The organism is Paenibacillus sp. XY044, assembly GCF_002257645.1.
Classification (GTDB): Bacteria; Bacillota; Bacilli; order Paenibacillales; family Paenibacillaceae; genus Paenibacillus_AQ.
In genome coordinates this window covers 799,330-825,981 of the sequence record NZ_NQMO01000002.1, presented here as the reverse complement: position 1 = coordinate 825,981, position 26,652 = coordinate 799,330, and the positions used below count along the sequence as shown (strand labels likewise).

Sequence of the window (26,652 nt, the reverse complement as noted above, 5' to 3'; positions counted from 1 at the left end):
CTGGGGTAACGGGGACAGCTTTTCTAGAGCGTAATTTGAGGAAACTATTTTAGGAGTAAACGATCGGGGTTACTTGTTCGAGTGTTAGTGCAGCATCCATCTTGCATAAATAAAAAACAAAAAGCAGCCCCCGCAGAAGTGCAAACACACTCCCCGGGGGCTGCTCTTTCATAAGAATCAAACCTGCATTTGAGCGCCGCTCTGGTAGCTCAGCAGTTTGCTGAAGGAGCCTTTGCTCTCCTGCGACAGCTGCAAATAGCCGCCCTGCTGAATCACCTCGCCCTGCTCCATCACGATCACATGGTCCGCGTTCCGGATCGTAGACAGGCGGTGAGCGATCACGATCATGGTCATGGTTCCCTTGAGGCGTTCCAGCGCCTGTTGGATCAGAAGCTCATTTTCGCTGTCGAGCGCGCTGGTCGCTTCGTCCAGGACAAGGATGCTCGGCCGCTTCAGAATCGCACGGGCCAGCACCAGCCGCTGGCGCTCCCCGCCAGACAAACGAACGCCCCGGTCCCCGATGACCGTGTCCAGTCCCTGCGGCAGCTTGCGGACGAACTCGGCCGAGGCTGAGAACTCCAGCGCCTGCCATAGATCGGCATCCTGCGCATTTGGATCGACCAGCTGCAAATTGTACCGGATGCTCTCGTTGAACAGAAACGGATCCTGTGCTACGTATCCAATCGAGCCGCGCAGCGCCAGCAGTTGGTGTTCGCGCTGCAGCGAAATGCCATCCACCCGTACTTCGCCCTCTTCTGGATGGATCAGTCCCATCAGCAGGTCGACCAAGGTGCTTTTCCCGGCGCCGGATTTGCCGACAATGGCGGTCATGCGGTTCGCCGGAATATGGACATTGATGTCGTGCAGTGCGTATTGCGGCTCCTTGGGGTTGTACCGGTAACTGACACGGGTGCAGCTGATGCCGTCCGCCAAGGCTAGCTTGGAAGCCCCCGTCGTTTCCGGGCTGATGAGCTCCTGCTCCGCCTCGTATTCCTGCTGCAGCTTCCGCATGTCCTGAAACGCCGGCAGATTCGAACTGAGCTGCTCCATATTCGACTGAATGCCGATAAACCTTGGCCACAATCGGGTAAAAATCAGCACGACCGTAATCAGCTGCTCCGGTGGAGTATGAAGTACCGCAATCGCCACGTACATGAATGCCGCGACCAGCACCACGGAGGACAGCCGGTAAATTACCTGTGACATAGAGTTCACCCGGCCGAACTCGAGGAAATTATGCTCCATTTGATCGGTCAGCTGACGGAACCAACGGATGTGGGACGCCTCCAGCCGGTTACTCTTGATATCCTTGATGCCGCCGAAATGGTCGCTGATCCCCGCAAAATAATGCTTGGACAGCTCGGTCGTCTCCTCGCCGATCCGCTTGGACCTGCGGACAAACCTCCGTGCAAACAGCGCGAGCAGTCCCCCGCTGACCAGCACCATCCATGTCAACACGGGAGACAGCCATAGGGCCAGCGCAATTTGAAGGACGGTAAAGATCAGCGATGTCACCATCTGCAAAAATAAAGTCGTGCCGTAATTGACCCGACCCAGCTCATTGGACATCACATGGTTGAAATCCGACCTGCGTTTTCGGAGGTAAAACTCCCATTTGGCCCGCAGCAGTCCTTCATACGTCTCGGTCCGCAGCGTCCGGATAAAGGATTGAATGATCCTTGCATTCAGGAGGGTCTGGCTTCGCTGCAGCAGCGCCTGTCCGCCCAGGATGAGGACATAGACCGCCAAGACAAGCGGCAGACTGAGCTGCAAGGACCAGGAATGGATAAACCCGGTAAGCGGCGCCAAAAACGGCAGGCTTCCCGTATCCATTTGCAGCAGCCCGATCATGCCCAGCAGCGGAACGATCAAATACATGCCGATGCCGTCCAGTAAGCTGATGAGAAGGGTCATGGACATGTTCAGGTACAGCTTGCCCCCGGTGACCCTTTGGATTTTGCGAATATAGTAAAATAATTCCTTCATTGTACATAGCCCCTTATCCGGATTGCCTCGACATCAGCCCGGCCTCTCGGTCCACCGTCGTTCCGTTGCCGAATATGCCCACAACCGTATACTTCTCGTGGCCTTCCCTTCCCGTCACGATGTATGATCCGCAGCGCAGCCAAGCGTGGGCCGCCAGTCGGCCCTGCTCATCCCTGCCGCTTCCCAAATAAAGCGTGCTCGATAGGCCGCGGCGTTCCAGCATTTTCATGGCGGCGATCGCCTTGACCAGGCATTGGCTCTCCCACCATGTATACCGGCTCATCCCATGAACGGCCTTGGAAACTTGACGGATCGTCAGCAATTCTTCACGGCCAAGCTCCACCGCCGAAGTCTCTTTCATATAGCTGCCCAGGGAAGGTGCGACTTTGGAGAACGGAAGTGCCTTCAGCACTCTTCCCCATGCCAAAAGCACGTAGGCTTCGGCATACATCATCTTCACGGTCCATGGAAGATGGACAAAAGCGCGAAGCTGCTTAATCCAGCTCATGGCCGTTTCTCACCTGGATCAGGCCTTCAGCCGCAAGCCTGTTCAGAAACGGATGCACCTGCTGCTCGCAGGTCTCCGACCCGATATCATATTCTTCGACCAATTGGTCCACCAGATCGGTCAGGCTTGTGGGTGAAGCAATCAACTCCCAGATCCGTCCGCCAATCTGCCCCAGGTTGTAGTACTTGCCGGTCTCGATGCTCAGCATGACTTTTTCCCCATCCATGTCGCTGACGAGATAGCCGGGGGATTGAGAGATGACGTCGGCTGCAGCAATTTCTGCCGTATTCATGATTGACCTACCTCTTTCTCATATAATTTATTGAACAACCATCAGGATGTTAGATCACAGTTACCACAACTTGGCCGGCTCTTGCCACCAATCTGCGTGCTGTGCGTACCACTCCACGGTAAGCTTTAACCCTTCAGCAAATCTGTATTCGGGCCTCCATCCAAGTTCGTTCATGATTTTAGCCGGATTGTTCGCATATCGGTAATCCTGACCTGGCCTGTCCGGGGTGAACTCAATGAGACTCCGGGGTTTTCCGAGCATATCCAGAATATAATGCGTGACGTCAATCGTCTTCACTTCCTGATGCGAACCAATATTGTAAACCTCTCCACTGCGCCCCAGATGCAGCACGCTGTCAATTGCTGCATTGTTATCGCGAACATAGACCCAGTCACGGATGCTGAGGCCCTCGCCGTGGATCAGAATCTTCCTGTCTTGTAGGGCGTTCATAATGACCATAGGAATGAGTTTCTCTGGGTATTGTGCAGGGCCGTATGTATTGCCGAACCGGACGATATTGAACGGCAGTCCATACGTATTGCTGTAGGAATGAATCAACATATCCGCTCCAGCCTTGCTGGCCGAATACGGATTGTTTGGCACGATTGGGGAATTTTCCGTAAAATATCCCGTATCATCCAAAGAACCATAGACTTCGTCAGTGGAGATCTGTAGAAACAGCTTTATATCATAGCGGACTGCGGCGTTCAGCAGAGACTGCGTTCCATTAATGTTCGTGGTGACGAACGTCTCTGGATCCGATATACTCCGGTCTACATGGGATTCCCCCGCAAAATTGATGATAACGTCAATCTGGTGCTCCCGGATGATGGTGTCAACCAAGTTCCGGTCGCAAATATCTCCTTGAATAAAGGTGTAGTGCTCATAGACCGATAATGCGGCGGTATTTCGTATATTTCCCGAGTAGGTTAACTTGTCGAGATTGATGAAGCGGTATGAAGGATACTTCGGCAGCATCAACCTTAGAAAATTGCTCCCTACAAACCCCGCACCGCCTGTGACCAGAATTGTGGGGTTGTCCTTAAACCGTTGATTCACGGACATGCCTCTCCTCTTTTCTTTTGGTTTTGGATCAGCCGTTGTTCACGGGCTCTTTACTGAATACATAGCGCCAAAACCACAGAAATGGACGAAGGGGAAAATAGAGGAAATGCAGTAATTTGGGCAGTGGCAGCAGCGAAACATCTTTTGTGCTGGGGTAAAGATAATCCATGATCAACAACAGCTTTTCTCTTCTCGACATTAAAGAGTGCAAATAACGTTTGTAGTAAGCCAATGTATCTTTGTCACCACTAGGGGATAAGTCGACAGGGTTCTTGATGAAAAACAGTGAGGCTCTGGCTAGCTCCTCTGCGTGCATATTACGGGATAATTCTTCAAGTTCACCGCCCAGTGGCGTTGACAACAACCGATTCGTTAAAATGACCGCCTGTCCGGCCAAGTCTCTCTCCTTCCGCCGCCGGTAGCGTTCCATCAAGATTTGAACGTCGAATGGTTTCGTCTGGACCATTCGGTCCATATCGCATAACCAGCGAAGGCGGAACCAGCCATGTCTGGCGCCATGCGACACTAGGTACATAAACAGATCCTCGTCGCTTAAGTAATGAATCGGCCGTCCGGAGAAGGAGACCGTTGTCCGGCGTTCCCATAGTGTTTTGAAAGAAGCCCCGGGCAGTTCCGCGCTCATCCGCCAATGCAGTTCCACCTGCGTAAAGTAGAGCGGATGCACGTAACTGATATGGTGCTTTTTCCGCTTCCAAGAGCCTAATGTTTTTTGGTCCTCGGTAACATAACCTAAACTGACCAAAATTTCTTCTGCCTTTTCCAAATGACTGGGGGACACCAAAACATCGAGATCTTTAGAGGTCCGAAGCGATAAGTCCCCGTAGAGCTGCTGCGCTAGAACCGGACCTTTCAGAAAAATCGCTTCAACCCGATGTTCCATCAATGCAGAGTTAATTTTCTCCATTTCGGAGCTAAGACGCAGCATGCTGATCACATTAGCGGAATATTTGGAATACAGCGCATCCATTACAGGGCGTGGAATACTCTCGCATCGCAGTTCCTTTAAACGCATGTACAACAGCGGATAGACTCGGTGATGGTAAGCAAGGCGGATCATATCTTTCCAATCCACCCCTTCTAAATCTTCTTCCCCCCACGGTCCTGATCCGATAATTCGGAGAAGCATCGACAATTCCCTGGGAAAATCGCTCGTATTCAGCGAGTCGTTATTCATCAAATTTCTTCCTCTCATCCCTGCATCATGAGTTCCGGGCTTTGCTCGCGAATCCCTTTATTCAGGTTAGGACGGCCAATGGAATAATAAGCAAATTGCGTCTTTGCAATCTCTTCTTCCGAGTAAATATTCCGTCCGTCAATGAGGTTGGGGATTTTCATCCAGGTTTCTAGCTCATAGAGCGAGACCTGCCTGAATTCCTGCCATTCCGTCAAAATGCACAGGGCTTCCGTTTCCTGCGCCGCCTCTCTTGCTGTTTCGCAATACTTCACGTTGGCGTAGCCAAGCACACATCTAAAGTTTTTGGTCGCGATGGGATCATATGCCTTGACGACCGCCCCGCGATCTAGAAGGGATTGGATAATTTCGATGGAAGGAGCATCCCGCACATCATCCGTTTCCGGTTTGAAGGCAAGTCCCCAAATCCCTACGGTTTTTCCAGAGAGATCGCCAAGGAGCTGCTCCAACTTACGGATAACATTAAAACGTTGCCCTCGGTTGACTTCGACTACCGATTTCAGCAACTTGAAGTCATAATTCATTTGCCCGGCAATCTGAATCAGAGCTTGGGTGTCTTTCGGGAAACAAGAGCCCCCGTATCCGATCCCCGCTTTCAAAAAGGAGGAGCCGATGCGGTTGTCATATCCCATGCCTTCCGTCACTTTGGTGATGTCCGCTCCAACCTTCTCGCAGATGTTCGCGATTTCGTTGATAAAGGATATCTTTGTCGCTAGAAAAGCGTTGGAGGCATACTTGATCATCTCCGCGCTGCGGATATCGGTCACCAGGATTTGCTGAGTCAGCCCTTGGTGAAGCTCTCGCATAATCTCAGCCGCCTGCTCGCTCTCCGCGCCAATAACGATCCGGTCCGGATGAAGTGTATCCTGCACAGCCGATCCTTCGCGAAGAAATTCAGGCAGCGAGACACTGTCGAATTGAACTGGTGTCTGGCTCTGAATCAAATAACGAATGCGCTCGTTAGTTCCAACGGGAACGGTACTCTTAATACAGATGACCTTATAACGGTCAATGACCTCTGCTACTTCGCGCGCTACTTGTTCAATATAAAAAAGGTTCGCTTCCCCATTCGGTAACGAGGGCGTACCGACAGCAATAATGATAATATCTGAAGCGGTAACCGCCTCTTTCAACTCGGTTTGGAACCGCAGGCGGCCTTTCTCAGAATTCTGGATAACAAGCGGCTGCAGTCCAGGCTCATAAATGGGAATTTCCCCTTCGTCCAGTTTCCGGATTTTCTCCGCATCCTTGTCCACGCAGATGACATCATGCCCGAGTTCCGCATAGCAAACCCCGGAGACCAAGCCGACGTATCCCGTACCGACGACTGTAATTTTCATTCGAGACACCTCACTCTTATGGATTCTTCGTTAGATAAAGCAAAACTGAAGAATTTCCTCCCAATGCATTGCCAGCCTTACGATATCTTCCTCCACCAGCTCCGTTCCGGATTGAACCTCAATAATCTCCATATCGGTTGCGGCTTTTAGGCTGTGCTTGCTCTGCGCAGGTATGACGAGGACGTCGCCAGTGGTGATCCTCCGGTAATGTCCGTCCAGGATCATTTCACCGGAACCTGCAATGACCGTCCATACTTCCTTCCGCTTATTGTGGTATTGATAACTCAAATTTTTACCGGCCTGAATACAAATTCGCTTCGTCAGTACTTCCTGCCCGTCCTCGTATTTCAGAAAGTCCAGCACACGGTATCTACCCCAGCGTCGTTCCTCAACCATCGGCCGGAGCTCGTCCGTGCTTACCAATTCCTTGATTCTTGGACTCGCCTCTTTATCGGATACGAGAATGCCGTCAGGACTGGCCGCTATAATAAGGTTGGACACACCGATCGCTGTGACGGGTATGTCCAATTCATTAATGACATGGGTATTTTGAGAATCAGGTGAGAGCGTTCCTTTCCCGATCAATGGGGAAGTGATTTCTTCAGTCAGCGTATTCCAAGTCCCTAGATCCTTCCATTCGCCGTCATAAGGCATGACCACGATCCGTTCTGTTTTTTCCACCACTTCATAGTCAAAGCTCGTCTTTAGGAAACGGCGATACTGCCGGACTGCTTCTTCATAGTGTATCGGTAGCTTTCTTTCGATCATCATGTCAATAAGGAACCGAAGCCGGAAAGCAAAAACCCCGCAATTCCAAAGGGCGCCCTCGCGGATCATATCGGCGGCTTCTTCTTCGCGGGGCTTTTCCCGAAAGCTGTGTACCTTTACATATTCAGATGTGTTATCTTCCGCCCCCTCAGGAACGATATACCCGTATTTTTCAGATGGGTATGTCGGAAGCACTCCCAACAGAGCAAGATCTGCACCCGAGGTTTGCACAACCCTCTCCAGCTTCCGGAGTCGACTGAAGAATGGCTGTTCCACGAATGGGTCCACAGGCATTACAATCATGACCTCATCCAGCGGCATATCCTTCATCGAATATAAGTAAGACGCCGCAAGTGCAATCGCCGGGAACGTATCTCTTTTCTCCGGTTCGATCACGATTTCGGCTTCGCATCCAATTTGGCTCTGGATCATGTCGACTTGCCCTTTGCTTGTAGCAATGCAGGAATCCTGTCCCAGGCCTTCAGCGGCCAACTGGTCCCATACTCTCTGCAGCATGGAAATCCGCTCCCCAGCACCGGTCTCCAGCACCCTCAAAAACTGCTTCGATCTGGCGTCATTAGACAAGGGCCACAGGCGCTTGCCGCTTCCGCCAGACAACAGTACGATTTTCATACTCATTCACACCCCTATTCCAATTGGTTCCGTTTCATTTCGTTCAAGCATCTGACTTGGCCAGTCGTTTCTGTCTTACAACCGACAGCTTTCTCATAAGGAGCGTCCGAGCATTCATGATATTCAAGACAATAAACATGGCCGCATATACGACAGCTCCTGCTGCAATTTGGCAGATTAAAGCCAACAGCCCTGCCTGCTCCTTAAGCAGGAAAAGGACCAGCCCCATCACGAGGGAAGATCCAATAATTTTCGCGCTTTCCGCAAGGGGGAGCGGTAAATAAAAAACGCTCCTAGCCACAAACCAATTTGCCAGGAACGAACTTAAATACGCCGTCAATGAGGATATAGCAGCCCCTGTTAGCCCCAGTCGGGGAATTAGAATCAAATTCAGGACGACGTTTAGCATGATGCCGATCAACACAGGAATTGCCTGCTTATAAGTTGTTCTTCCCAATTGAAAGGAATTGTCGGTATAGTATGCTTTTAGGCCTTGAAAAAGCATAGCAAAAGAGATGATAGGCACAATCATGGCCGCTTCCTGCACATATTCGCTCCCAAAAACAACTCCTGTAATGTTTCTAGACAGGATCGTTAATCCCAGAACGGCTGGCAGGGAAATGCCGAGCAGCAGCTGGTAATTTTGCGTGAGCTGGCCCTGCGCGGATTCGTATCCCTCCGTCTCCAACCGCCGGATAACCAGCGGAAGCGCGCTCAGGTTCACAATAAGCATCAACATCCCGACGGTTTGCAGCGCAAAATCGAATGTGACGGAGTAGATTCCAGCCGCGGTATCATCCTTGAGCCAGCCGATCATCACCCGGTCAATTGACTGCATGATGTAGGCCATTCCCCCACTAATGATAAGCGGCAGCCCGTACTTCACCAGTTCTACCAGAATGGAGCGTTCTACCGACCATCCTGCTCGAATGTTCCATTCCCGGATGAACACCACATTAGCCACGAGAGTCCCGAGTGAAATCCCGACCAACAGGCCCACTTCGCCGTATCCCATAGCAAGGGCAACCATCCCAAATCCAAGGCTTGCCGATGACTTTAATCCAGTCATCATTGTGAAACGGACCGGCTTTAAATTGGAACGCTGCACGGCCTGCGACAGCTCGAACCAGGCCGCCGTCCACAGGAAAAACAGCGTCACTGCCATCTGCACTGTGGATTGGATACCTACGAGTACAAGGACGCCCCCTGCCAACAGAGTGAACAGGCAGCATCCGAGGTAACAAACGATCACGGTACTGAGCAGCTTATTATATTTGCCCTTATCATTGTGGTACCTCGGGATATTCCGAATCAGCCCCAACCGGAACCATTGATACAACAAGGAATTGATCAGGTTAACATATACGAGAATAAGTGCATATCGGCCGTACTCGTCCGGTACAAGCATCCGGGTATAAAGCACAATGGACAAAAAACCGACCGCACCAGCAAACAGTTTCGCTATAAAGTAAATCAACCCATGCTTTACCATCTCTTGTCATCTCGACTTTACAATAGAATCTTACGATGTAACACTGTATTCTAAATCCTTCGTTCGAGTATTAGGACTGTAATTTCGAATACATGCATTGATGAAATCGGATATTTCGTTCTTAAAACGTTCATTGCTGAACCTTAATGCATTGCCTCGGCAGTCTGAGAATCGTATCCGATCTCCAGAAATTTCAAAACGCTGTACCGCATTAATGATGCTATCTGTTGTTTGTTCGTCAAAAAAGAGCCCTGTAGGATGCGGTGTGTCCAAACCATTCACAGTCTCCAGCGCTCCACCTTTTCCAAATGCGATCACAGGCGTTCCACAGGCCTGAGCTTCAACGGGAGTAATCCCGAAGTCTTCCTCTGCTGCAAAGATAAAAGCCCTAGCCTTTTGCATGTGCTCCTTCAATACATTGTTAGGTTGGTAGCCTAACAATGTAATATTAGGTTTAGCCTTTTTCATGATTTTCGGCATTTCGGGGCCATCACCAATAACAACCAATTTCTTGTCGGGCATCTCGCCAAACGCCTCCACAATCAGATCCATCTTTTTATACGGAACCATTCGAGATGCGGTGAAGTAGTAATCCTCTTTTTCGTCGCAGTATACAAAAGAAGAGATATCAACCGGCGGATAAATCACCTTCGATTCTCTTCGATATACTTTATATATTCGTTTCGCAATAAAGTTAGAGTTCGCGATAAAATAGTCCACCCCATTGCTCGTACGGTAATCCCAATGCCTGATGTAATGCAGAAAAAAACGGACCAATGCTCCTTTCATCCCACGTTGAAGACCGGATTCTTTGAGATATTGGTGCTGTAGGTCCCAGGCATACCTAATCGGAGAATGAACGTAGCTTATATGAAGCTGGCTCGGACCTGTAATAATTCCTTTAGCCACGGCATGAGAGCTTGAAAGAATCATATCATAATCTGACAGGTCAAGCTGTTCAATCGCCAACGGCATTAAAGGCAGCAAATTTCTATAATGCTTTTTCGCAAAAGGTACATGCTGCAGAAAAGTGGTAACCGGCTCTTTGTATTTGATAAAATGGCGGTCCTTCTCGTCAAGATTATCTATGACACAATATAGATCCGCGTCAGGGTACAGATCAATCATTTGCTCTAGTACTTTTTCGGCACCTGTATATGTTACAAGCCAGTCGTGGACAATCGCTACTTTCATGTTGTCAGCTCCCATTCGAATTATTGAATCAGTAATGAACGGATTTTCTCCATCGTTTTATCGCGGCTGATAGCCCAATCGAACTTTTGAGATTGATCCAAACCCGCTTGAACAAGTCTGTTTCTTAAGCTGTGATCGTTAACAACCATCATGATCTTTTCCGCGATATCCCCAGGATCTACCGGATCAAAATACTGAGCTGCTTCGCCACAAACTTCAGGCAACGAGGCCCGATTCGAGACTAGAACGGGACATCCGCAAGCCATAGCTTCGAGCGGGGGAAGACCAAATCCTTCATATACCGAAGGAAAAACGAAAGCGGAGGCATGACTAAAATAACTTTTTAACTCCTCGTCACTAATATATCCGGTAAATTGTATACGGTTGCCCAATGCTTCAGATTGATTAACAATAGCCTGGTCACCAGTGATAAAACCTTCACGTCGGCCAACGATAACCAAATTGTGAGGTATCTGATTCATTACTTTAGAGAAGGCAGTTAACAAGTTTCCCAAATTTTTATGCGGCTTGACGTTTCCCACATACAGTAGATATGGAGTTTCCGATTGTTCGTGGGAGTCTGCGGGCCGGAACCAGCTTGAGTTAACCCCATTATGAATCGTGGTTATCGGGCTCTTGGCAGAACCAGCATAATGGATAAATTGATTTTTCGTAAAATCAGAAACACAAATGATATGCGATGCTTTCTGTCTCAACGCATTGAACATCAGTTTCGCATACATTCTTTTATGAAGTCCTCCCACATACTCCTTCATAGCCAAATGGAAAACATCATGTACTGTTACTAGAAGCTTTCCAGAGTACAGCAAAGGAATGTTGTAGTGAGGGGACCAGAGTAACTTCGTTTGTTTGGGTATTTTACGACTCAAACCGACTTGTTCCTGAATAGAATAAATCGGATCATCGAATTCAATAATGTTAATGTTTGAACGACGAATCCAAGAAAATTGGGATAATTCTTCGCCTCTCCCCAATAAAGTGATCGGCGCAAAGGCTATGGATTCAAGGACATAAGGCAGCAGATTGACAATGTAGGTTCCAATTCCAGACTGCTTGATCATTCGTACATCAATGGTTAACATTTAAATGCCTACTTCCCATCGGAGGTTTAATATAAACCTTGAAAAACAAAACAAAAAAGACAGCGAAAATTAGAGTATGAATAATTCCCGTATTAAACATGTACATTCTCCAAAGCTCGGCAAAACAGTAACTGATTAAATAATGAACGGTAAAAATCAAACTTTTGTAATTCGAAAATGCTCCAGCAACAAAAGCAAAGCTTGTAACAATAATCACAATAAAAGAAAAAGACGTTATTCCCAGTGAAGAATACAAATGGGTAAAAGCAGAATTCGTTGTCAGGCTTTTTTCTATATTTACATATTGTCTGTAATCATTACTCGGACTACTGTTAATATTAAATATTCCATGAAAATATGTGGGTACAAAATAAAACATCAAATCGTTTTTATCCCCATTAAAATGAATGCGATCCACATTGTTAGCAATAGAAACGCTAGTCTGAAACGGAGCACCCAAATAAGTTACCATCTCTGAAACATTCATTAAAATAGGATTATTAATATTATATTTTTCCTTGTAAAAATTCCCGTTTCGGAAATAGTTGGCAAGTGTTAATACAGTAAATAGCGCGATTGCGAGAATGATTACCGCTTTGAACGAAATTTTATGATTTCTATGAGCCAACATTCCTAATAGCACTAAAATCGAAACAATGATGGATAATCTTGAAGAGATAAGAGCAGTCATAAGAAGCAACATGATATTTAATAAATCAATAGCTCTTATTCTTTTAATAGTAATAATTCTATAGATTCCAAAAGCCCCTCCAAGAATAGAAATATATCTTAAAGAGTGCAGCCCCGTATCATAATTGTTATACAAAGTTTCCTTTAAAGCATTAGCATTATTTTGAAATACACTTATGAAAACTTCTGGGTTATTTTTTAAAATTGTTAAATAAACATACATAACTCCGAGGGCACTCAGTACCGTTATAATTCTATAGTATGAGTCATCTGATACTGAATCCAGTTTCTCACTTTTCTTAAGCCTGGTTCCAAAAAAATATGCCGCCCATGTGAGAACATAAATAATGAAATACCATAAGAAAATAATGAGAAATGCTTGACTCGTCAGAGTTTCCTTTATTTCAAAACCTCTTCTCATGTTTCCAACCGGTAAACTCCATGCCATAAAACTTATCAGAACAGTAATCAACACGATGTTATGGGGTTTCATGACAAACTTAAGTACTTTGCCCATCAATATTTTTTCACCTTCTTCGGCAAATCTAACGAGAATTCAAGCAGTTGAGACGCTTTAGATTTCCAGGATTGGCTCCGGGCACTTTCTTGAATTTCCTCTCTTTTTACCTTGTTCTCGCTTATTTCAATTAATAATCTGTTCATTACCGAAACCAGTGACTCAGGGTCCCTGTACATGTAAGTGAATTTTTCTTTTCTTCTTTGAAGTTCCGGAGTTTCCTTCACAATAACCGGAAGTCCGCTCGCTGCATACTCATACAGCTTCATAGGACTGCGTCCCCGATTTGCTTCATGATCTGATAACGGGAGCAACGCAATTTGAGAATGGTTTAAATAAGAAGGAAGATCGCTATATGGTTTCGGCCCAAGAAAATGGATATTGGTGAGCTGTTGAGCAAGACGTTCGCATCTTCCGTCATCAGGGCCGATGACCACTACCTGCAGATCTGAGATTTGTCTGGCCAGCAATTCTAATGCGCCAAAATCAAATCTGTCGTCAAGAGCTCCAACATATACTGCTCGAGGGAATGGAATGCTTTTGTATTCATCAGGCTCTGGTCCGGATTTTGCAAAATGCTCATAATCGACGCCGTTTTCAATCAATAAATTAGGCAAAGTATGATTCATGTTTTTCAAATACTCTACAACCGGTTCTGAAGTTCCCACAAGTCCATCTGCTCCCTTTATGACCTCTTCCTCCACTTTTGAAATCATAGGGTCCCCTGTCATTTCTTTGTACAGGTCCGTAGCGCGGTACACGGTAACTTTCGGTGAGATAAAACTCTCAATGCCTTGAAAGGTAGGTTGATCAATAAACAAAATATCAGGCTGAAGAAATGATAATCGCTTCAAGTGCTTCCTCATTGAAGGAATAGAGACCGGATTCACCATAAAATTAATGCCGAATTGGCGGTAAAAGGTTCTAGCGATTTTCCAAGGAAAAAATGAGAAAGGTACATAGTTAATCGGAAAATCCCCGATTTCAACTGTCGACACCCGTGATGCTTCCCGTGAGATCTTTTTTCTAAGGTTGTTAATCTGGTTGTTAGAAGACAGGTAATGAAATGGTGTTATCGGTGTACTGATATGAAGTACCTCATGCCCCAAATTGGATATTTCGCGCGCTAAATGGTGGGAACCAACCACAAAGGGTCCTCCGATAAACGTATGACTTGCAAACACAACTTTTAGTTTTTTGTCCATAGTCGCCACCGTGTAATTTGATCTTTAATAAGCATTTTTCGAACCCGCAAACATCCGGATCGTCATGAAAATAATTTTCCAATCCATCATCACGCCGCGCTGCTCGATATACCGCAAATCCAGCTCCACCATCTCGTTGAAACTCAGATCGTTTCGCCCGCTCACCTGCCAGAGTCCGGTGCATCCGGGAATAACTCTCAGGCGCAGCTTATCGTAACTGCTGTATTCCGCAACCTCCCGGGGCAGGGCCGGCCGTGGGCCGACGAGGGACATGTCTCCGCGCACGACGTTCCAGAGCTGCGGTAGCTCGTCGATGCTCGTTTTGCGGATGAAGGCACCCACTCGGGTGATGCGTGGATCCTTTTTCATTTTGAACATGGCGCCGCTGATTTCGTTTTGCTCCAGAAGTTCCTCCAGCAGCTCTTCGGCATTGGACACCATGGAGCGGAACTTGTACATCCGAAACGGCTTTTCGTCTTTACCGACACGGGTTTGTCCAAAAAAAACGGACCCCCTCGGGTCCTCCAGTTTAATCAGGATGGCAACAACCAGAAACAGCGGAGAGAGAACGACGAGACCGACCAGCGCAAGGACGATGTCCGTCGTTCTTTTGAACGCTCGATAGATGACCCGGGGATTCTCGTTCTCCAGAACATATGACGAGTACGCCGGCGTGCTTTCAAACGCGATATCCGACTCATTTCTTTGCGGTGTGGGGGAGATCATCACCTATCACCTCACTAGCGATTTATTTTGCCGAGCTGTTCCCGCTCGAGAATATGCTCCATGCCTTGCAAAAGCGGGGTACGCAGTTCTTCGTACTGCAGTGCAAAATCCAGCGTCGTCATGATGAATCCCAGCTTCTCTCCGACATCGTAACGCGTGCCTTCGAAATCGTAAGCATAGACGCCCTGGCTCTCGTTCAGCTTCTGAATGGCGTCGGTCAGCTGAATTTCCCCGCCGGCCCCTTCTTCCTGAAGCTCCAGGTAGGTGAAAATTTCCGGCGTCAAAATGTACCTGCCCATAATCGCCAGGTTGGACGGGGCCTGTCCTGCCGGCGGTTTCTCCACAAAATAGCTCACTTCGTGTAAACGGCCGAATTTCTCTAATGGGGCTACGATCCCGTATCGGTGCGTCTGCTCGGTGGGAACGGTCTGCACGCCGATGACGGATTTTTTGACTTGCTCATACTGCTCCACCAGCTGGCGGATGCAGGGCACCTCGGACTGCACAATGTCATCCCCCAGCAGCACCGCAAAGGGCTCGTTGCCAATAAAGTTGCGGGCGCACCACACGGCATGTCCCAGCCCCTTGGCTTCCTTCTGGCGAATGTAGTGAATCTCTACGTTGGAGGATCGGCGGACCTCATCCAAAAGGTCAAATTTCCCTTTACTGAATAAATTATTTTCCAGCTCAAACGCATGGTCGAAATGGTCCTCGATGGAGCGTTTGCCTTTGCCGGTCACGATAATGATGTCCTCGATTCCGGATGCCACCGCTTCTTCCACGATGTACTGAATGGTCGGCTTGTCCACGATCGGCAGCATTTCCTTTGGCATCGCCTTGGTCGCGGGTAAGAACCGGGTTCCGAGCCCCGCGGCGGGAATAATCGCTTTTTTTACTTTCCTCATCTCATTCACTACCCATCTTTTTATATTTTTCTTTGTACCCCTGATGCATGCTGTGTATGTAGAAAACCTAGCTATAGGCTCTTCAAAGGGAAGAGACCATAGCTCCATTTTCTAAAAACAGGGCATTCAACCCGTCCTCACATCACACCCTCGACAATGAATGTCTAAGGTCCATGGGACCCACAGCGTGACCGAGTGCCTCCAGTGATAAAGGTGCAGTAGGCATTACCTTCTTAAAAAAATACGGTTTTATTGAGCCTGCATGCCGTAATGGTCCGCAGCAAAAGCCTGCTGGTCGCGGCCGCTCCGGTTAAGCACCACGCCCAGCATGTTGGCTTTCACATGATCCATCTGTTCCTTGGCCGTCCTCAAGTGGCTCCGTTTGACCTTGCCCGCGGCAACCACCATGATGACGCCGTCGCATAACGCGCTCGTGATGACACCGTCCGATACCGCAAGCACCGGCGGTGTATCGATCAGGATCACGTCGTACTCCTGCCGGAGCTGCACCAGCATGTCCCGCATGGCTTCCGAATCCATCAGCTCCGCCGGATTGGAGGGCACGGGGCCGGCCGTCAGCAGGGACAAATGGTTAATCCCTGTCTCCTGAATGGCCTGCTGCACCAGCACGTCCCCAGCCAGTACCGTACTCAGCCCGTGGCGGTTGGACTGGGAATAGATATCATGCAGCGCCGGCTTGCGCATATCCGCATCAATCAGAAGCACCTTTCGGCCTTCCATCGCATAGGTCACCGCTAAATTGCTGACCGTTGTGGTTTTGCCTTCAGAAGATCGCGTCGATGTGACCATGATGACCTGATGCGCCGCGTCTTTAGGGGAAAAGTGAATTTTGGTCCGGAGCAGACGATACGCCTCCGATACCCGGGAGGTTGGATTCCCGGATACGACCAAGGCCTCTTTATTGATTGAGCGTCGCATACTTGCCATCACCTACTTTTTGATTTGGTATATTTGCACCGCTCCTGGTTTTCAAATCCCCCCGGTTCATTTCGCTGATCACCGCAAGCACTGGCATGTCCAAAATTTCCGAAGCCTCGGCTTCCGTTCTCACCGTATCGTCAAGATAGTCTAGCAGGAAAACCAGGCCGACGGCGAGCATCAGGGAAACGACGAAGCTGATCAGCATGTTCATGACCGGGTTGATGTTGATCGGTCCAGGGGAGGCCTTGGTGTCGGCTTCGCTCAATATAGTAATGTTGTCCACATTCATAATGCGGGGAATTTGCTCCTTGAACACTGTAGAGACGGCATTAACGATTTTGGCCGCCCGAGTATAGGAAGGATCCTGATACACAAGGTTCATGACTTGGGAATTGTTGGCCGAAGTGACCGAAATCATGGCCGCAAGTTCGCCGGGCGATGCTTTCAGATCGGGGTATTTTTGAACGACCTTGTCCATGATGGCGGACGATTTGATGATTTCTTTATAAGAGTTAATGAGGAAAATGCTGGTCTGGATCGTTCCCGCATTCAAGCCGGCCCCGCCGTCGGCAGAGGCGGATTGGTTCACGATCAGTTTGGCGTTGGCCTCATAGACCGGCGTCGTGAGGTAGAGGCTTTTGACTCCGGTGGCTGCAACGGCAATAACGACAATCGCCGCGATTAACCACCACTTTTTCACAATGATTCGAAAATACTGTTTAAGCTCCATTACACGCTACCCCCGCTAATCATTTTTCAACTGCAGTTGTGGGTCGAACTTTACCGATACAATATGTATTGTTCATCCTACACTTTAAGATACAAAATGTATCATGTCAAGCAAATGGGTCTAATTTTTTTCGAAAAGCGACATGATTATGCAGCAAAAAACCGCTTTCATCTGCATTTCCATGCATATTCAGACAGTGAAAATCCCCAGCTTTCTTCCTCATGTTCAAAAATCATGACGACCCACGAACTTGAATTTCGAAAAATGCTGCGATATACTGGCCAAAAAAGTTACATTATGTATCACAAACGCGCCTTTCCATCATCCCAGAACGGACACATATATAATGGAAGCGCTTTAAATCAAGGAGGACTAATGCGTATTTTTCTCACCGTGATCTGGGCGGTCTGCCTGTTCGTCTTTACCTGTTCATTCGATTTCAACGCCCTTCTCCACCATCAACAGGTGGATTTCCGGCTGAACTTCTCTCCCGATTGGAGTGAGCTGCTTAAACTTGATTTACAGTGGTCGAGCGAGGTCTGGGTGAACCGAAAAATCGGGCATTTTATCGGTTTCTTTCTCCTGGCGCTGCTCCTGTCCAACTTTCGCGTTTCGAAGCTTGCCGTTATCACCACCATCCTTTATGCCGCGTTAACCGAAATCCTGCAGCTCTATTTCTTCCGAAGCGGCCGGATTTACGACGTCGTGAACGATACGTTCGGCATCCTCTGCGCTTACCTGTTCTGCCTTCTCTTTCAGGCATACATTAAACGGACAACCCGTACCAAAACAGCAAAGCGGCTTTCGCGTTCACCTCTCGCATCCGACAAAAAGTAAACCCGGTAATATACCCTCATACAAATTCACTAAATTTCGCGCTGCAAAAAAAATGTTGATACAATATGTATACATGTAGTATGATGCAGAAGAGCTAGATACATATTGTCGCAAATTGTTGTGCGGTACATAACGGAGGAAGATGTCATGAGCGCAATTGCGGGGATTTACCGGTTTAGCCAGGACCCCATAGAAGTCAGCGCCGGAGCGCCTATCATGGAGTCATTGAAGCGCTATCCGGCGGACCGGAGTTCGGTATGGCAGAAAGGGCATGTCTGGTTCGGCTGTCACGCCCAGTGGATCACGCAGCAGTCTGCCCACGAAATATTGCCTTTCTATTGCGCGGAACGCAGGCTGGCCATTACAGCCGACGCCATCATCGATAACCGGGATGAGCTTATGGATGGACTGCAAGTCCCTCCCCGCGCTAGGCAAACCATGACGGACGGAGAAATTCTGCTGCTCGCTTACGAAAAATGGGGAGAGTCGATGCCGGAGCGTTTGGTAGGCGACTTTGCCTTTATGATCTGGGACGGGAACAGGCAGATGCTGTTCGGTGCCCGGGATTTCTCCGGTGCGCGGACGCTTTATTATCACCAAAATGGGGAACAGCTCGCCTTCTGTACGGCCATTCGTCCGCTGTTGGCGCTGCCCTATGTTCACCAGGAGCTGAACGAATCCTGGTTGGCCGAGTTTCTTGCGATCAGCGGGGTCTTTGAGCCGCCGGACCTATCCACGACGGTTTATCGATACATCGAGCAGCTGCCTCCTTCGCATACGCTGACAATCCGTAACCGCCAGGTGACCGTCTCCCGATATTACGGCCTCACGGAAAATTCTCCCCTACAGCTCAAGTCTTCCGAAGAATATCAGGAGGCTTTCCGTGACGTGTTTAACCAGGCCGTTACCTCAAGGCTGCAGCGGACAAGCCGGATGGTCGGGGCTCACTTAAGCGGAGGACTGGATTCCGGGTCGGTTGCCGGCTTTGCGGCCAAAGCGCTGGAGCGGGACCACCGGATACTCCATACGTTCAGCTATGTTCCTGAAGACGGGTTCGAGGATTGGACGCCCAAGCGGAGACTTGCCGACGAAAGGCCGCTCATCCGGCAGACCGTCCAGCATGCGGGCAACATGGAGGACAACTACCTAAGCTTTAATGGCCGAAGCCCGTTCACCGATATCGATCACTGGCTGGATATTATGGAGACCCCCTATAAGTTTTTCGAAAATTCTTTCTGGCTTAGGGGGATTTACGAACAGGCGCATGAGCGCGGAGTGGGTATTCTGCTGAACGGCGCAAGAGGAAATTACAGCATCTCCTGGGGCAACGCCTTGGACTATTATGCCAAGCTGATGAAGCAAATGGCGTGGGTCCGCCTGCGAGGGGAGATTAACCAATACAGCATGAACATCGGAGTGGGGCGAAAGCGTATTGCAGCTGCGGTGCTCCGTAAGACGTTCCCATTTTTGAAACGTGGGCATGCTGGCGCAACATCAAATGAATTCCCACAGCTGGTTAATTCGGATTTTGCCAGACACGCTGGCGTGTATGACAAGCTCAAGAACAGGCACTTCACCAGAATAGGTTCGGGTGAGGACCTCCCTGCCGATCCGGAGGAGGCGAGAAGATACCATTTTGACAGCACCAACTTCTGGAGCATCACGGGTACCAGCAGTTGCAAGCTATCTCTCAGGTATCCGCTGTGGATGCACGATCCGACCAATGACCTGCGCGTCATCCGGTTCTGCCTGTCACTTCCAATGGAGCAGTATGTGCAGAACGGGATGGACCGCGCACTCATCAGGCGATCTGCCGAAGGCTATCTGCCCGATTCTGTCCGGATGAATCAGCGGCTCAAGGGCATACAGGCAGCTGATATTCTCCACCGGATGGCTCCGCACTGGGCGCAAATGATCCGGGAACTGGATCAACTATGCCGGGATTCCCGCATGCAGCAGGTGCTGAACATCCCGGTCGTACGCGAGGCGCTTGCCGAAGCCAGAAAAGGGATGCACCCAAGCCAAGCCTACAGCCCGGCCATTAAGCTGCTGATGCGAAGCTTGATCGTGTACCGCTATCTGGAGCGAAACTTTTGAAAGGAGGTGAACCACGATGAGAAAAGAATGGACGACTCCTGAATTGGAAGTGTTGGATGTCAGCATGACGATGGCCGGCCCTGGAGAAGCTAAACCTGACGCCTTTCAACCAGACCCGGACGAGCAGGTTCATTACAGCTAATTCCAATTCCTAACCGTACGAACAGGAGCAGCCCTTGGTCCCAATTATATGGGGTAAGGGCTGTTCTTATATCCACATTCTTCTGACGAAGCGGAGAAAATATATGATCAAACCAGCGATATATACAGCCTTCGGGCTTACGATAGAAAGTGAAATCCCGCTACCCGAGCTCCGGCCAATCGAGCATTTCGGCCAAGATATCCAGGTACGGATCGGTTTTGCTGATCTTGCCGAAACCTGGTCGCGGCAGGGAACGCTCGTCAACAAATTCGCCGTAAACGAGCAGAAGGTGATGTTCCGTATTCCGGAACTGGCTGTGTTCAGCGCAGAGAACGGAACCCGGATTTACGTCTCACCGGATGCAGATGCGGACGAGGATCACATCCGGCTGTATGTCCTCGGAACCTGCATAGGGGCCATTCTGATGCAGAGAAGGATTTTGCCCCTGCACGGAAGCGCGGTCGTCATGAACGGCAAGGCTTACGCACTGGTAGGCAATTCCGGACAAGGCAAGTCCACGCTGGCATCCGCCCTGCTGCAGCGGGGCTGCGAGCTGCTGACCGACGACGTCATCGCGGTCACGATGGATTCGCAGCACAATCCACAGGTGGAGCCGGCTTATCCGCAGCAAAAGCTATGGCAGGACAGCCTTGACGCTTTTGGCATGGACGCGGGCGCTCTCCGTCCTCTGTTCGACCGGGAAACGAAGTATGCGGTCCCGGTTCTCTCCAAGTTTGCATCCGACCCGATTCCGCTAGCCGGCGTGTTTGAGCTGGTCAAAACGGACTGCGAGCAGCCCGAGATTCGGGAAATCGGCGGCTTGGAGCGCCTGCCGCTTCTCTACCGCCATACCTACCGCAACTCGCTTCTCGCGGAGAGCGGTCTGACCCCGTGGCATTTTGATTGTACCACCCGGCTGTCGGGATCGGTTGACATGTATCAGCTGCAGCGCCCCCTGAATCAGCACACGATCACAAGATTGACCGAGATAGTTCTGGACGTAATTGGTGGCTGAGTGACCATGTTCTTAACGGATATGGCAATGCGGCTCCATGACCAAGCCCTCTTCCATTCCTGGAAGCAGGGCTTTTTATCGTAAAGGAACGTTCTCGCTTCCATCTTCTTCCCTCCTCCAGGCAGTGTCACTCAAAAAACATAAGCTGAATCATATCCCTCACCTTACGCAGATCTCTCTCCTCCAGCCGCTGCAGCTGGCTTAAAATCTCACTGATCGCCGCCGTCTCCGGCGCATGGAAACGACTCGTTTCCGCCTCTTCTTCCAGCCCGTCCGCAGGCTCGACAAAGGAAGTGCCGAGCGTATCCCTCATACCCGCTGCGAGCAAATAAAATGTTGTTTAGTCTATTGACACGTTACCATGTAGTAACATATATTATATGTGACTAATTGGTAACATATATGAGGGGAGCGTCTCACATGAACATGACCATTGAACACCAATTTTATGATATTGCCGTGATCGGCGGAGGGCTGACCGGCCTGACCGCCGCAATCTATGCGGCACGGGCTGGACGATCCGTCGTACTGCTTGAAAAAGACAGCCGCCTCGGCGGCATGGCCCAAACCGCCAAAATCGGCGGCGCCCTGTTTAATTACGGCCCCCGTGCCATGTACGAAGGAAGCGCGGTGCTGCGGATTTTGGAAGAGCTCGGCTGCAAACCTTCCTTGGGCAACGGGACGAAAAATGCAATGTACGGAATTTTGGATGGGCGGCTGATCCATGCCACCGAGGAGCTGAATCTCGAAGAGCAGACGGAATGGAGCACGCTCATGGGAGGCCTGAACGAGATCGAAGCGTCACCGATTCGCTCGATCAGCATTCAGGAATGGGCGCTCCAGCATGTCCGCTCGGATCGCGTCCGCCAATTCTTTTATGCCATGTGCAGACAGTGGGCCTACGATGACGACATGGAGCAGTTAAGCGCAGGCTACGTCCTGGAACAAGGCCAGCTCGCCAGCCAAGGCGTCCGGTATGTGCTTGGGGGCTGGCAGACGGTCATCGACAGCCTGCAGCGGGAAGCCGTCCGCGCCGGCGTCGTCATCGCCGCAGGCGCCGAAGCCGCCCAAATTTTGCACGAGCAAGGAGCGGTCACCGGCATCCTTCTGTCCGAAGGGACTCTCCTCAAAGCAAGCAGCGTGATCGCCGCGGCCGGACCGGATGCGGTCAGCAGATGGCTCGGGGGTTCCGGTTCGCACAGCCATTCGCTAGAAGCATGGAAGGAGCAGGCGCAGCCGCTGTACGTTTCCTGCCTGGACGTCGCCTTGAAACGGGTCCCCCATCCAGATCGGGCATTTGTTCTCGGATTGGATGAGCCGTTCTATTATTCGAACCATTCGGCAGCGATCCCGCTCACGGAGGACGGATCCCAAGTGATCCATGTCATGACATACCACGGCTTCAGTCCTTCCCGCCATCCCGAGGAGATCCAAATGCGCCTGAAGGAAAGGCTTGAGGCGATTCAGCCGGGATGGGAGCAGGAGGCCGCCGTCATCCGTTTCTCACCGAATCTGCTGGCCGCTCACGCTTCCCGAACTGCCCTGCGAAACGGGGACGCTCCCGCGCCGGGTCCGGCCGTTCCGGAAATTCAAGGACTGTACGTTGCCGGCGATTGGGTGGGCCGCGAAGGGCGGCTGGCCGATACCGCCATGACAAGCGCCAAACTTGCCGGTCTGCAAGCCGCGGGCCGGGATTGAGGCGAAACTCGCAAGAAGAAAGGACCTCCCCGAAGGAAGGTCCTTTCTTTTTTGGTTCATCTATCGTATCGCCTGATTACGAGTTGTCTCTTTGACGGGCCCGGGCTTCTCCGCCCCTGCGGCCTGCTTCCTCGCGGCTCATTTTGCCATCGCCGCCTCCATCGTTATCGCTTCTCGCATCGCCGCCTTGCCGGCCGATTTCCTGATAAAAATTACGGTCGTGGGAATCCGATGTCGCTTCGCCGCCCTTGCGGCCGATGTCCTCATAGAAATCACGGTCATGGGATTCCGCCGTCGCTTCGCCACCTTTTCTGCCAATCTCCTGATAAAATTCCCGGTCATGCGTTTTGGCGGTTTTCTCGCCACCCATACGTCCGGCTTCTTCGACGGTCATCTTGCGGTTATTCTTGTTATTTGCCACTTCGAATCACTCCTTCTAGGGTTTTGAGTGTTACGCTTGCAGTCATTACTTACCCGTGCCCCAGGATATGAAACATGATCTTTGTGCATAGATGGGTAATAACGATACGTAACCCGTATCCAAACAACCGAGAGGAGAGAGCCATGAAAAACCGCGACATCCTAGGGCAAACGAGCCATCGTCCTATGCCCCTTCCAGACGGGCCCTGGGTTATGATGCAGGGATGGAACGACCTTCTTTTCGCCCATTGGCCGGTAGATGAAGACAGCCTGCTTCCCTATATTCCCGCTGGCCTTGAACTTGAGCGGTGGGAAGGAAGGCCGTGGATCACCGTCGCCCCGTTTCTGCTGGATCCGCTGCGCTTCCGCGGCCTGCCGCCCGTACCAGGGACTCGGAAATTCCTTGAGCTGAACGTTAGAACGTACGTAAGCTGCAACGGAAAACCCGGCGTTTGGTTTCTGACGCTGGAAGCCTCGAATCCGCTTGCGGTCGCGGGTGCCCGCATGCTGGCGCACCTGCCCTACCGCTATGCCCGAATGCGAACGAACCATCTAGAGGGATTCATCCATTATTTTAGCGAGAGGGATCACGGGAATGAAACGTCCCCGGCAGTATGGAAAAGCCGATACCGCGCGATAAACCCGAAGGTCTACCATGCCGAACCCGGAACCTTGGTCCATTGGCTGACCGAGCGGTACTGTCTGTATTCCGCCGACTCCGACGGGCGGCTCCATATCGGGGAGATCCATCACCTCCCCTGGCCGTTGCAGGATGCCGGACTGTGGATCGAGGAGAACAGCCTGACGCCCTCGTTCGGCCTGGTCCATGACCCGGAGCCGACGCTGCTGACGTATACCCCGAGGCTTGATGTGCTGCTGTGGCCGGTGCGCAAAATATAACGGCACCCATTTGCATTGAATCCGGATCACCGCGTCTAAAGGAAGTTTTTGTTGCGAGATCAGGAAGCAGAAGCTCCGAACCTTATACTTTCTGGTCTCTTCAAAAAAGGCAGAGCATTCTCCTGCGAGAGAATCCTCTGCCTTTTCACGTGATTTCCAGTGATCGTATACCTAAGCGAAGCGATAACTCTAAAGTGTAAGTCCGGTGGCGCGACGAAAATCTTCAAGCGCCTGCCGGACCGCCTGTGGCGTATCCAGCGCCAGAACGTTCTCAGCCAGCGAACGGCAGGCTTCCCGGTCGAGAACCGACAGCTCTTTCTTGATGGCGCCCAGCCTGCCGGCCTCCATGCTCCACTCGTCCAGGCCGAGCCCAAGCAGGAGCGGAGCGGCCAGCGGATCACCGGCCATCCCGCCGCACATACCGGTCCATTTGCCCGCCTGATGGGAAGCTTCGATGACCTGGCGGATCAGCTGCAGCACGGCCGGGTGGAAATAATCGTACAGGTATGCGACCTTGTCGTTCATCCTGTCCACGGCCAGCGTGTACTGAACCAGATCGTTCGTACCGATGCTGAAGAAATCGACCTCACGGGCAAACGCCCCTGCCATGACGGCTGCCGACGGCACCTCAACCATGATTCCTGCCTCGGTGCGCTCGTCGAATGCCGACCCGCTGAGCCGCAGTTCTTCCTTCGCTTCTTCCAGCACCGCCTTAGCTTCACGCCACTCCTGCAGCCCGGAAATCATTGGGAACATGACCTTGACGTTTCCGAATGCACTTGCCCGCAGCACCGCCCGCAGCTGAACCTTCAGGAGATCCCGGCTGCCAAGACCGATCCGGATCGCCCGGTAGCCGAGGAACGGATTGTCCTCCCGCGGCAAATCCAAATACGGAAGCGCCTTATCTCCGCCGATGTCCATCGTGCGGATGATCACGGGGTGGCCTTCCATGGCGGCCGCCGCCTCCCGGTACGCACGGAACTGCTCCTCCTCGCCCGGCATGGCCGGGGCGTTCATGAACAGAAACTCCGTGCGGAACAGCCCCACACCGCCGGCGCCCTGCGCGGCGGCGGCATGCGCTTCGGCGGCCGTCCCGATGTTGGCCGCCAGTTCCACGCGCGTCCCGTCGGCGGTCACCGCCGGACGCGCGGCGTAGAGGGCGAGCGCAGCACGCTCCCGCTCGCCCTCCTCCATCCGGAGGCGGCTCTGCTCCGCCTCCGCCTCGCTGGGCCGGACGATGCAGCGTCCGGCCGTCCCGTCGACGGCGATCAGATCGCCGTCCGCGATGCCGTCGATGGCGCCGCCCGCGCCGACGACGGCGGCAATGCCGAGCGAGCGCGCCAGGATCGCCGTGTGCGACGTCGCTCCGCCGGCACGGGTGACCAGCCCTACCACCCGCGCCGGGTCCAGCTGGATCGTGTCCGACGGCGCCAAGTCGTCCGCCACGAGAATGACCCGCTCCGTAATAGCGGATAACCCGCGGTCCTCCTTCGCCGCCAGAGCGTCCAGCAAGCGCCCGCCGATGTCGCGGATATCCGCAGCCCGCTCTTTCATGTAATCATTGCTCATGGCCTCGAACACGCCGGCCACCTGATCCACGATGCCGGCAACGGCCTGCTCCGCGGGCACCCGCTGCTCCTGCACCCAGGCCTCCATCTTCGGATAGAAGACCGGATCCTCCAGCAGCCTGCGCTGACCCGTCACGATCCCGGCCTGGTCTTCGCCGATGGTCTCCGCCGCCTTGGCCGCCAGGTCCTCCAGCTGCCGGGCGCACCGGCGTTTCGCCTCGCCCAGCCTGGCGAGCTCAGCCCGAATCGCCTCCGGACCGGCGGGCAGCTCTGCTGGAGCCGGCGCACGTCCGGCCGCATCCCGCCGATAGATGAAAGCCGGCGCCATTTGCACGCCTTCCGACACGCCGATGCCTTGAAGATAGAGCGTGTCCATTATTCCTCACCGAACTTGCCGTCCACGAGCTCCGCCAAAGCGCGAACCGCTTCTTCGTCCCCCGGTCCGGCGGCCTCGATCGTCACGACCGATCCTGCTTCGAGCCCCAGCGTCATCAGCTCCAGCATGCTTTTGCCGTCGGCCCGGCGCCCGTCCTCCGTAACAACCGTCACCTGCGCTTCATACTGCCCCGCCCGGTCCGCAAACTGCTGGGCCGGCCGCACATGAAAGCCCTGCTTGTTTCGTATGGTAACCGTTTGTGTAATCATGTTGCTCCTCCCCTTCATACA

26 protein-coding genes are annotated in these 26,652 nt (G+C 51.5%); 6 read left to right on the top strand and 20 right to left on the bottom strand.

Annotated elements, in window-relative coordinates; genetic code table 11:
- Positions 1-177: 177 nt before the first annotated feature.
- The 16 genes from CJP46_RS12230 to CJP46_RS12155 form a co-directional block, all read right to left on the bottom strand.
- Positions 178-1,986 (bottom strand): ABC transporter ATP-binding protein, encoded by a 1,809-nt coding sequence (locus CJP46_RS12230; RefSeq protein ID WP_094595854.1) that lies wholly within the window; start codon positions 1,984-1,986, stop codon positions 178-180.
- 13 nt (positions 1,987-1,999) lie between these two features.
- On the bottom strand, positions 2,000-2,494 hold the full coding sequence (locus CJP46_RS12225; RefSeq protein WP_094595853.1) for a lasso peptide biosynthesis B2 protein: 495 nt from the start codon (positions 2,492-2,494) through the stop codon (positions 2,000-2,002).
- Complete coding sequence (locus CJP46_RS12220; RefSeq protein WP_094595852.1) at positions 2,481-2,786, bottom strand: lasso peptide biosynthesis PqqD family chaperone; 306 nt, start codon at positions 2,784-2,786, stop codon at positions 2,481-2,483. The genes CJP46_RS12225 and CJP46_RS12220 overlap by 14 nt, the downstream gene beginning before the upstream one ends.
- Before the next feature lie 60 nt (positions 2,787-2,846).
- Positions 2,847-3,845, bottom strand: coding sequence for a dTDP-glucose 4,6-dehydratase (gene rfbB / locus CJP46_RS12215; protein ID WP_256992308.1), 999 nt, complete (start codon positions 3,843-3,845; stop codon positions 2,847-2,849).
- Between the two features lie 34 nt (positions 3,846-3,879).
- Positions 3,880-5,046: a nucleotidyltransferase domain-containing protein gene (locus CJP46_RS12210; protein ID WP_179281138.1), complete on the bottom strand. Its 1,167-nt coding sequence runs from the start codon at positions 5,044-5,046 to the stop codon at positions 3,880-3,882.
- Positions 5,047-5,060: 14 nt separating this feature from the next.
- Positions 5,061-6,404 carry a UDP-glucose dehydrogenase family protein gene (locus CJP46_RS12205; RefSeq protein ID WP_094595849.1) on the bottom strand — a complete coding sequence of 448 codons (1,344 nt, stop codon included), beginning with the start codon at positions 6,402-6,404 and terminating at the stop codon, positions 5,061-5,063.
- A 30-nt stretch (positions 6,405-6,434) separates the two neighbouring features.
- Positions 6,435-7,805: a sugar phosphate nucleotidyltransferase gene (locus CJP46_RS12200; protein WP_094595848.1), complete on the bottom strand. Its 1,371-nt coding sequence runs from the start codon at positions 7,803-7,805 to the stop codon at positions 6,435-6,437.
- 43 nt (positions 7,806-7,848) lie between these two features.
- Positions 7,849-9,297, bottom strand: a complete 1,449-nt coding sequence (locus tag CJP46_RS12195; RefSeq protein ID WP_094595847.1) for an oligosaccharide flippase family protein — start codon at positions 9,295-9,297, stop codon at positions 7,849-7,851.
- A 30-nt stretch (positions 9,298-9,327) separates the two neighbouring features.
- Positions 9,328-10,491 (bottom strand): glycosyltransferase family 4 protein, encoded by a 1,164-nt coding sequence (locus CJP46_RS12190; protein ID WP_094595846.1) that lies wholly within the window; start codon positions 10,489-10,491, stop codon positions 9,328-9,330.
- Between the two features lie 20 nt (positions 10,492-10,511).
- Positions 10,512-11,594, bottom strand: coding sequence for a glycosyltransferase family 4 protein (locus CJP46_RS12185; protein ID WP_094595845.1), 1,083 nt, complete (start codon positions 11,592-11,594; stop codon positions 10,512-10,514).
- Entirely contained in the window at positions 11,581-12,801 is a 1,221-nt protein-coding gene (locus CJP46_RS12180) for an oligosaccharide repeat unit polymerase (RefSeq protein WP_094595844.1), read from the bottom strand. The genes CJP46_RS12185 and CJP46_RS12180 overlap by 14 nt, the downstream gene beginning before the upstream one ends.
- On the bottom strand, positions 12,801-14,006 hold the full coding sequence (locus CJP46_RS12175; protein ID WP_094595843.1) for a glycosyltransferase: 1,206 nt from the start codon (positions 14,004-14,006) through the stop codon (positions 12,801-12,803). The genes CJP46_RS12180 and CJP46_RS12175 overlap by 1 nt, the downstream gene beginning before the upstream one ends.
- Before the next feature lie 24 nt (positions 14,007-14,030).
- Positions 14,031-14,732, bottom strand: a complete 702-nt coding sequence (locus tag CJP46_RS12170; protein ID WP_094595842.1) for a sugar transferase — start codon at positions 14,730-14,732, stop codon at positions 14,031-14,033.
- A gap of 14 nt (positions 14,733-14,746) precedes the next feature.
- Positions 14,747-15,637, bottom strand: coding sequence for a UTP--glucose-1-phosphate uridylyltransferase GalU (gene galU, locus CJP46_RS12165; RefSeq protein WP_094595841.1), 891 nt, complete (start codon positions 15,635-15,637; stop codon positions 14,747-14,749).
- Positions 15,638-15,886: 249 nt separating this feature from the next.
- A complete protein-coding gene (locus CJP46_RS12160; RefSeq protein ID WP_094595840.1) occupies positions 15,887-16,576 on the bottom strand; it encodes a CpsD/CapB family tyrosine-protein kinase in 690 nt (229 codons plus the stop codon).
- Positions 16,557-17,309, bottom strand: coding sequence for a YveK family protein (locus CJP46_RS12155; RefSeq protein WP_094595839.1), 753 nt, complete (start codon positions 17,307-17,309; stop codon positions 16,557-16,559). Before CJP46_RS12155 ends, CJP46_RS12160 begins: the two co-directional genes overlap by 20 nt.
- A 375-nt stretch (positions 17,310-17,684) precedes the next feature.
- On the opposite strand from CJP46_RS12155, the gene CJP46_RS36525 reads away from it, so the two are divergent.
- The 4 genes from CJP46_RS36525 (at position 17,685) to CJP46_RS12140 (ending at position 21,400) form a co-directional block, all read left to right on the top strand.
- Positions 17,685-18,146 (top strand): VanZ family protein, encoded by a 462-nt coding sequence (locus CJP46_RS36525; protein WP_179281137.1) that lies wholly within the window; start codon positions 17,685-17,687, stop codon positions 18,144-18,146.
- 147 nt (positions 18,147-18,293) lie between these two features.
- Positions 18,294-20,243 (top strand): asparagine synthase-related protein, encoded by a 1,950-nt coding sequence (locus tag CJP46_RS12145; RefSeq protein ID WP_094595837.1) that lies wholly within the window; start codon positions 18,294-18,296, stop codon positions 20,241-20,243.
- Positions 20,244-20,259: 16 nt separating this feature from the next.
- Positions 20,260-20,385, top strand: a complete 126-nt coding sequence (locus CJP46_RS36190; protein ID WP_143812967.1) for a paeninodin family lasso peptide — start codon at positions 20,260-20,262, stop codon at positions 20,383-20,385.
- 103 nt (positions 20,386-20,488) lie between these two features.
- Positions 20,489-21,400: an aldolase gene (locus tag CJP46_RS12140; RefSeq protein WP_094595836.1), complete on the top strand. Its 912-nt coding sequence runs from the start codon at positions 20,489-20,491 to the stop codon at positions 21,398-21,400.
- A 127-nt stretch (positions 21,401-21,527) separates the two neighbouring features.
- On the opposite strand, the gene CJP46_RS12135 is transcribed toward CJP46_RS12140, so the two are convergent.
- Complete coding sequence (locus CJP46_RS12135; protein WP_094595835.1) at positions 21,528-21,713, bottom strand: hypothetical protein; 186 nt, start codon at positions 21,711-21,713, stop codon at positions 21,528-21,530.
- A gap of 107 nt (positions 21,714-21,820) precedes the next feature.
- Between CJP46_RS12135 and CJP46_RS12130 the strand changes: the two genes are divergently transcribed.
- Complete coding sequence (locus tag CJP46_RS12130) at positions 21,821-23,098, top strand: phytoene desaturase family protein (RefSeq protein WP_306431043.1); 1,278 nt, start codon at positions 21,821-21,823, stop codon at positions 23,096-23,098.
- A 76-nt stretch (positions 23,099-23,174) separates the two neighbouring features.
- Here the strand turns inward: CJP46_RS12130 and CJP46_RS12125 are convergent, their stop codons facing one another.
- A complete protein-coding gene (locus tag CJP46_RS12125; RefSeq protein ID WP_094595834.1) occupies positions 23,175-23,519 on the bottom strand; it encodes a KGG domain-containing protein in 345 nt (114 codons plus the stop codon).
- A gap of 143 nt (positions 23,520-23,662) precedes the next feature.
- On the opposite strand from CJP46_RS12125, the gene CJP46_RS12120 reads away from it, so the two are divergent.
- On the top strand, positions 23,663-24,418 hold the full coding sequence (locus tag CJP46_RS12120) for a YqjF family protein (protein ID WP_094595833.1): 756 nt from the start codon (positions 23,663-23,665) through the stop codon (positions 24,416-24,418).
- 189 nt (positions 24,419-24,607) lie between these two features.
- Here the strand turns inward: CJP46_RS12120 and ptsP are convergent, their stop codons facing one another.
- Both ptsP and CJP46_RS12110 read right to left on the bottom strand, forming a co-directional pair.
- On the bottom strand, positions 24,608-26,362 hold the full coding sequence (gene ptsP, locus CJP46_RS12115; RefSeq protein WP_094595832.1) for a phosphoenolpyruvate--protein phosphotransferase: 1,755 nt from the start codon (positions 26,360-26,362) through the stop codon (positions 24,608-24,610).
- Entirely contained in the window at positions 26,362-26,631 is a 270-nt protein-coding gene (locus CJP46_RS12110) for an HPr family phosphocarrier protein (protein WP_094595831.1), read from the bottom strand. Before CJP46_RS12110 ends, ptsP begins: the two co-directional genes overlap by 1 nt.
- Positions 26,632-26,652 lie beyond the last annotated feature (21 nt).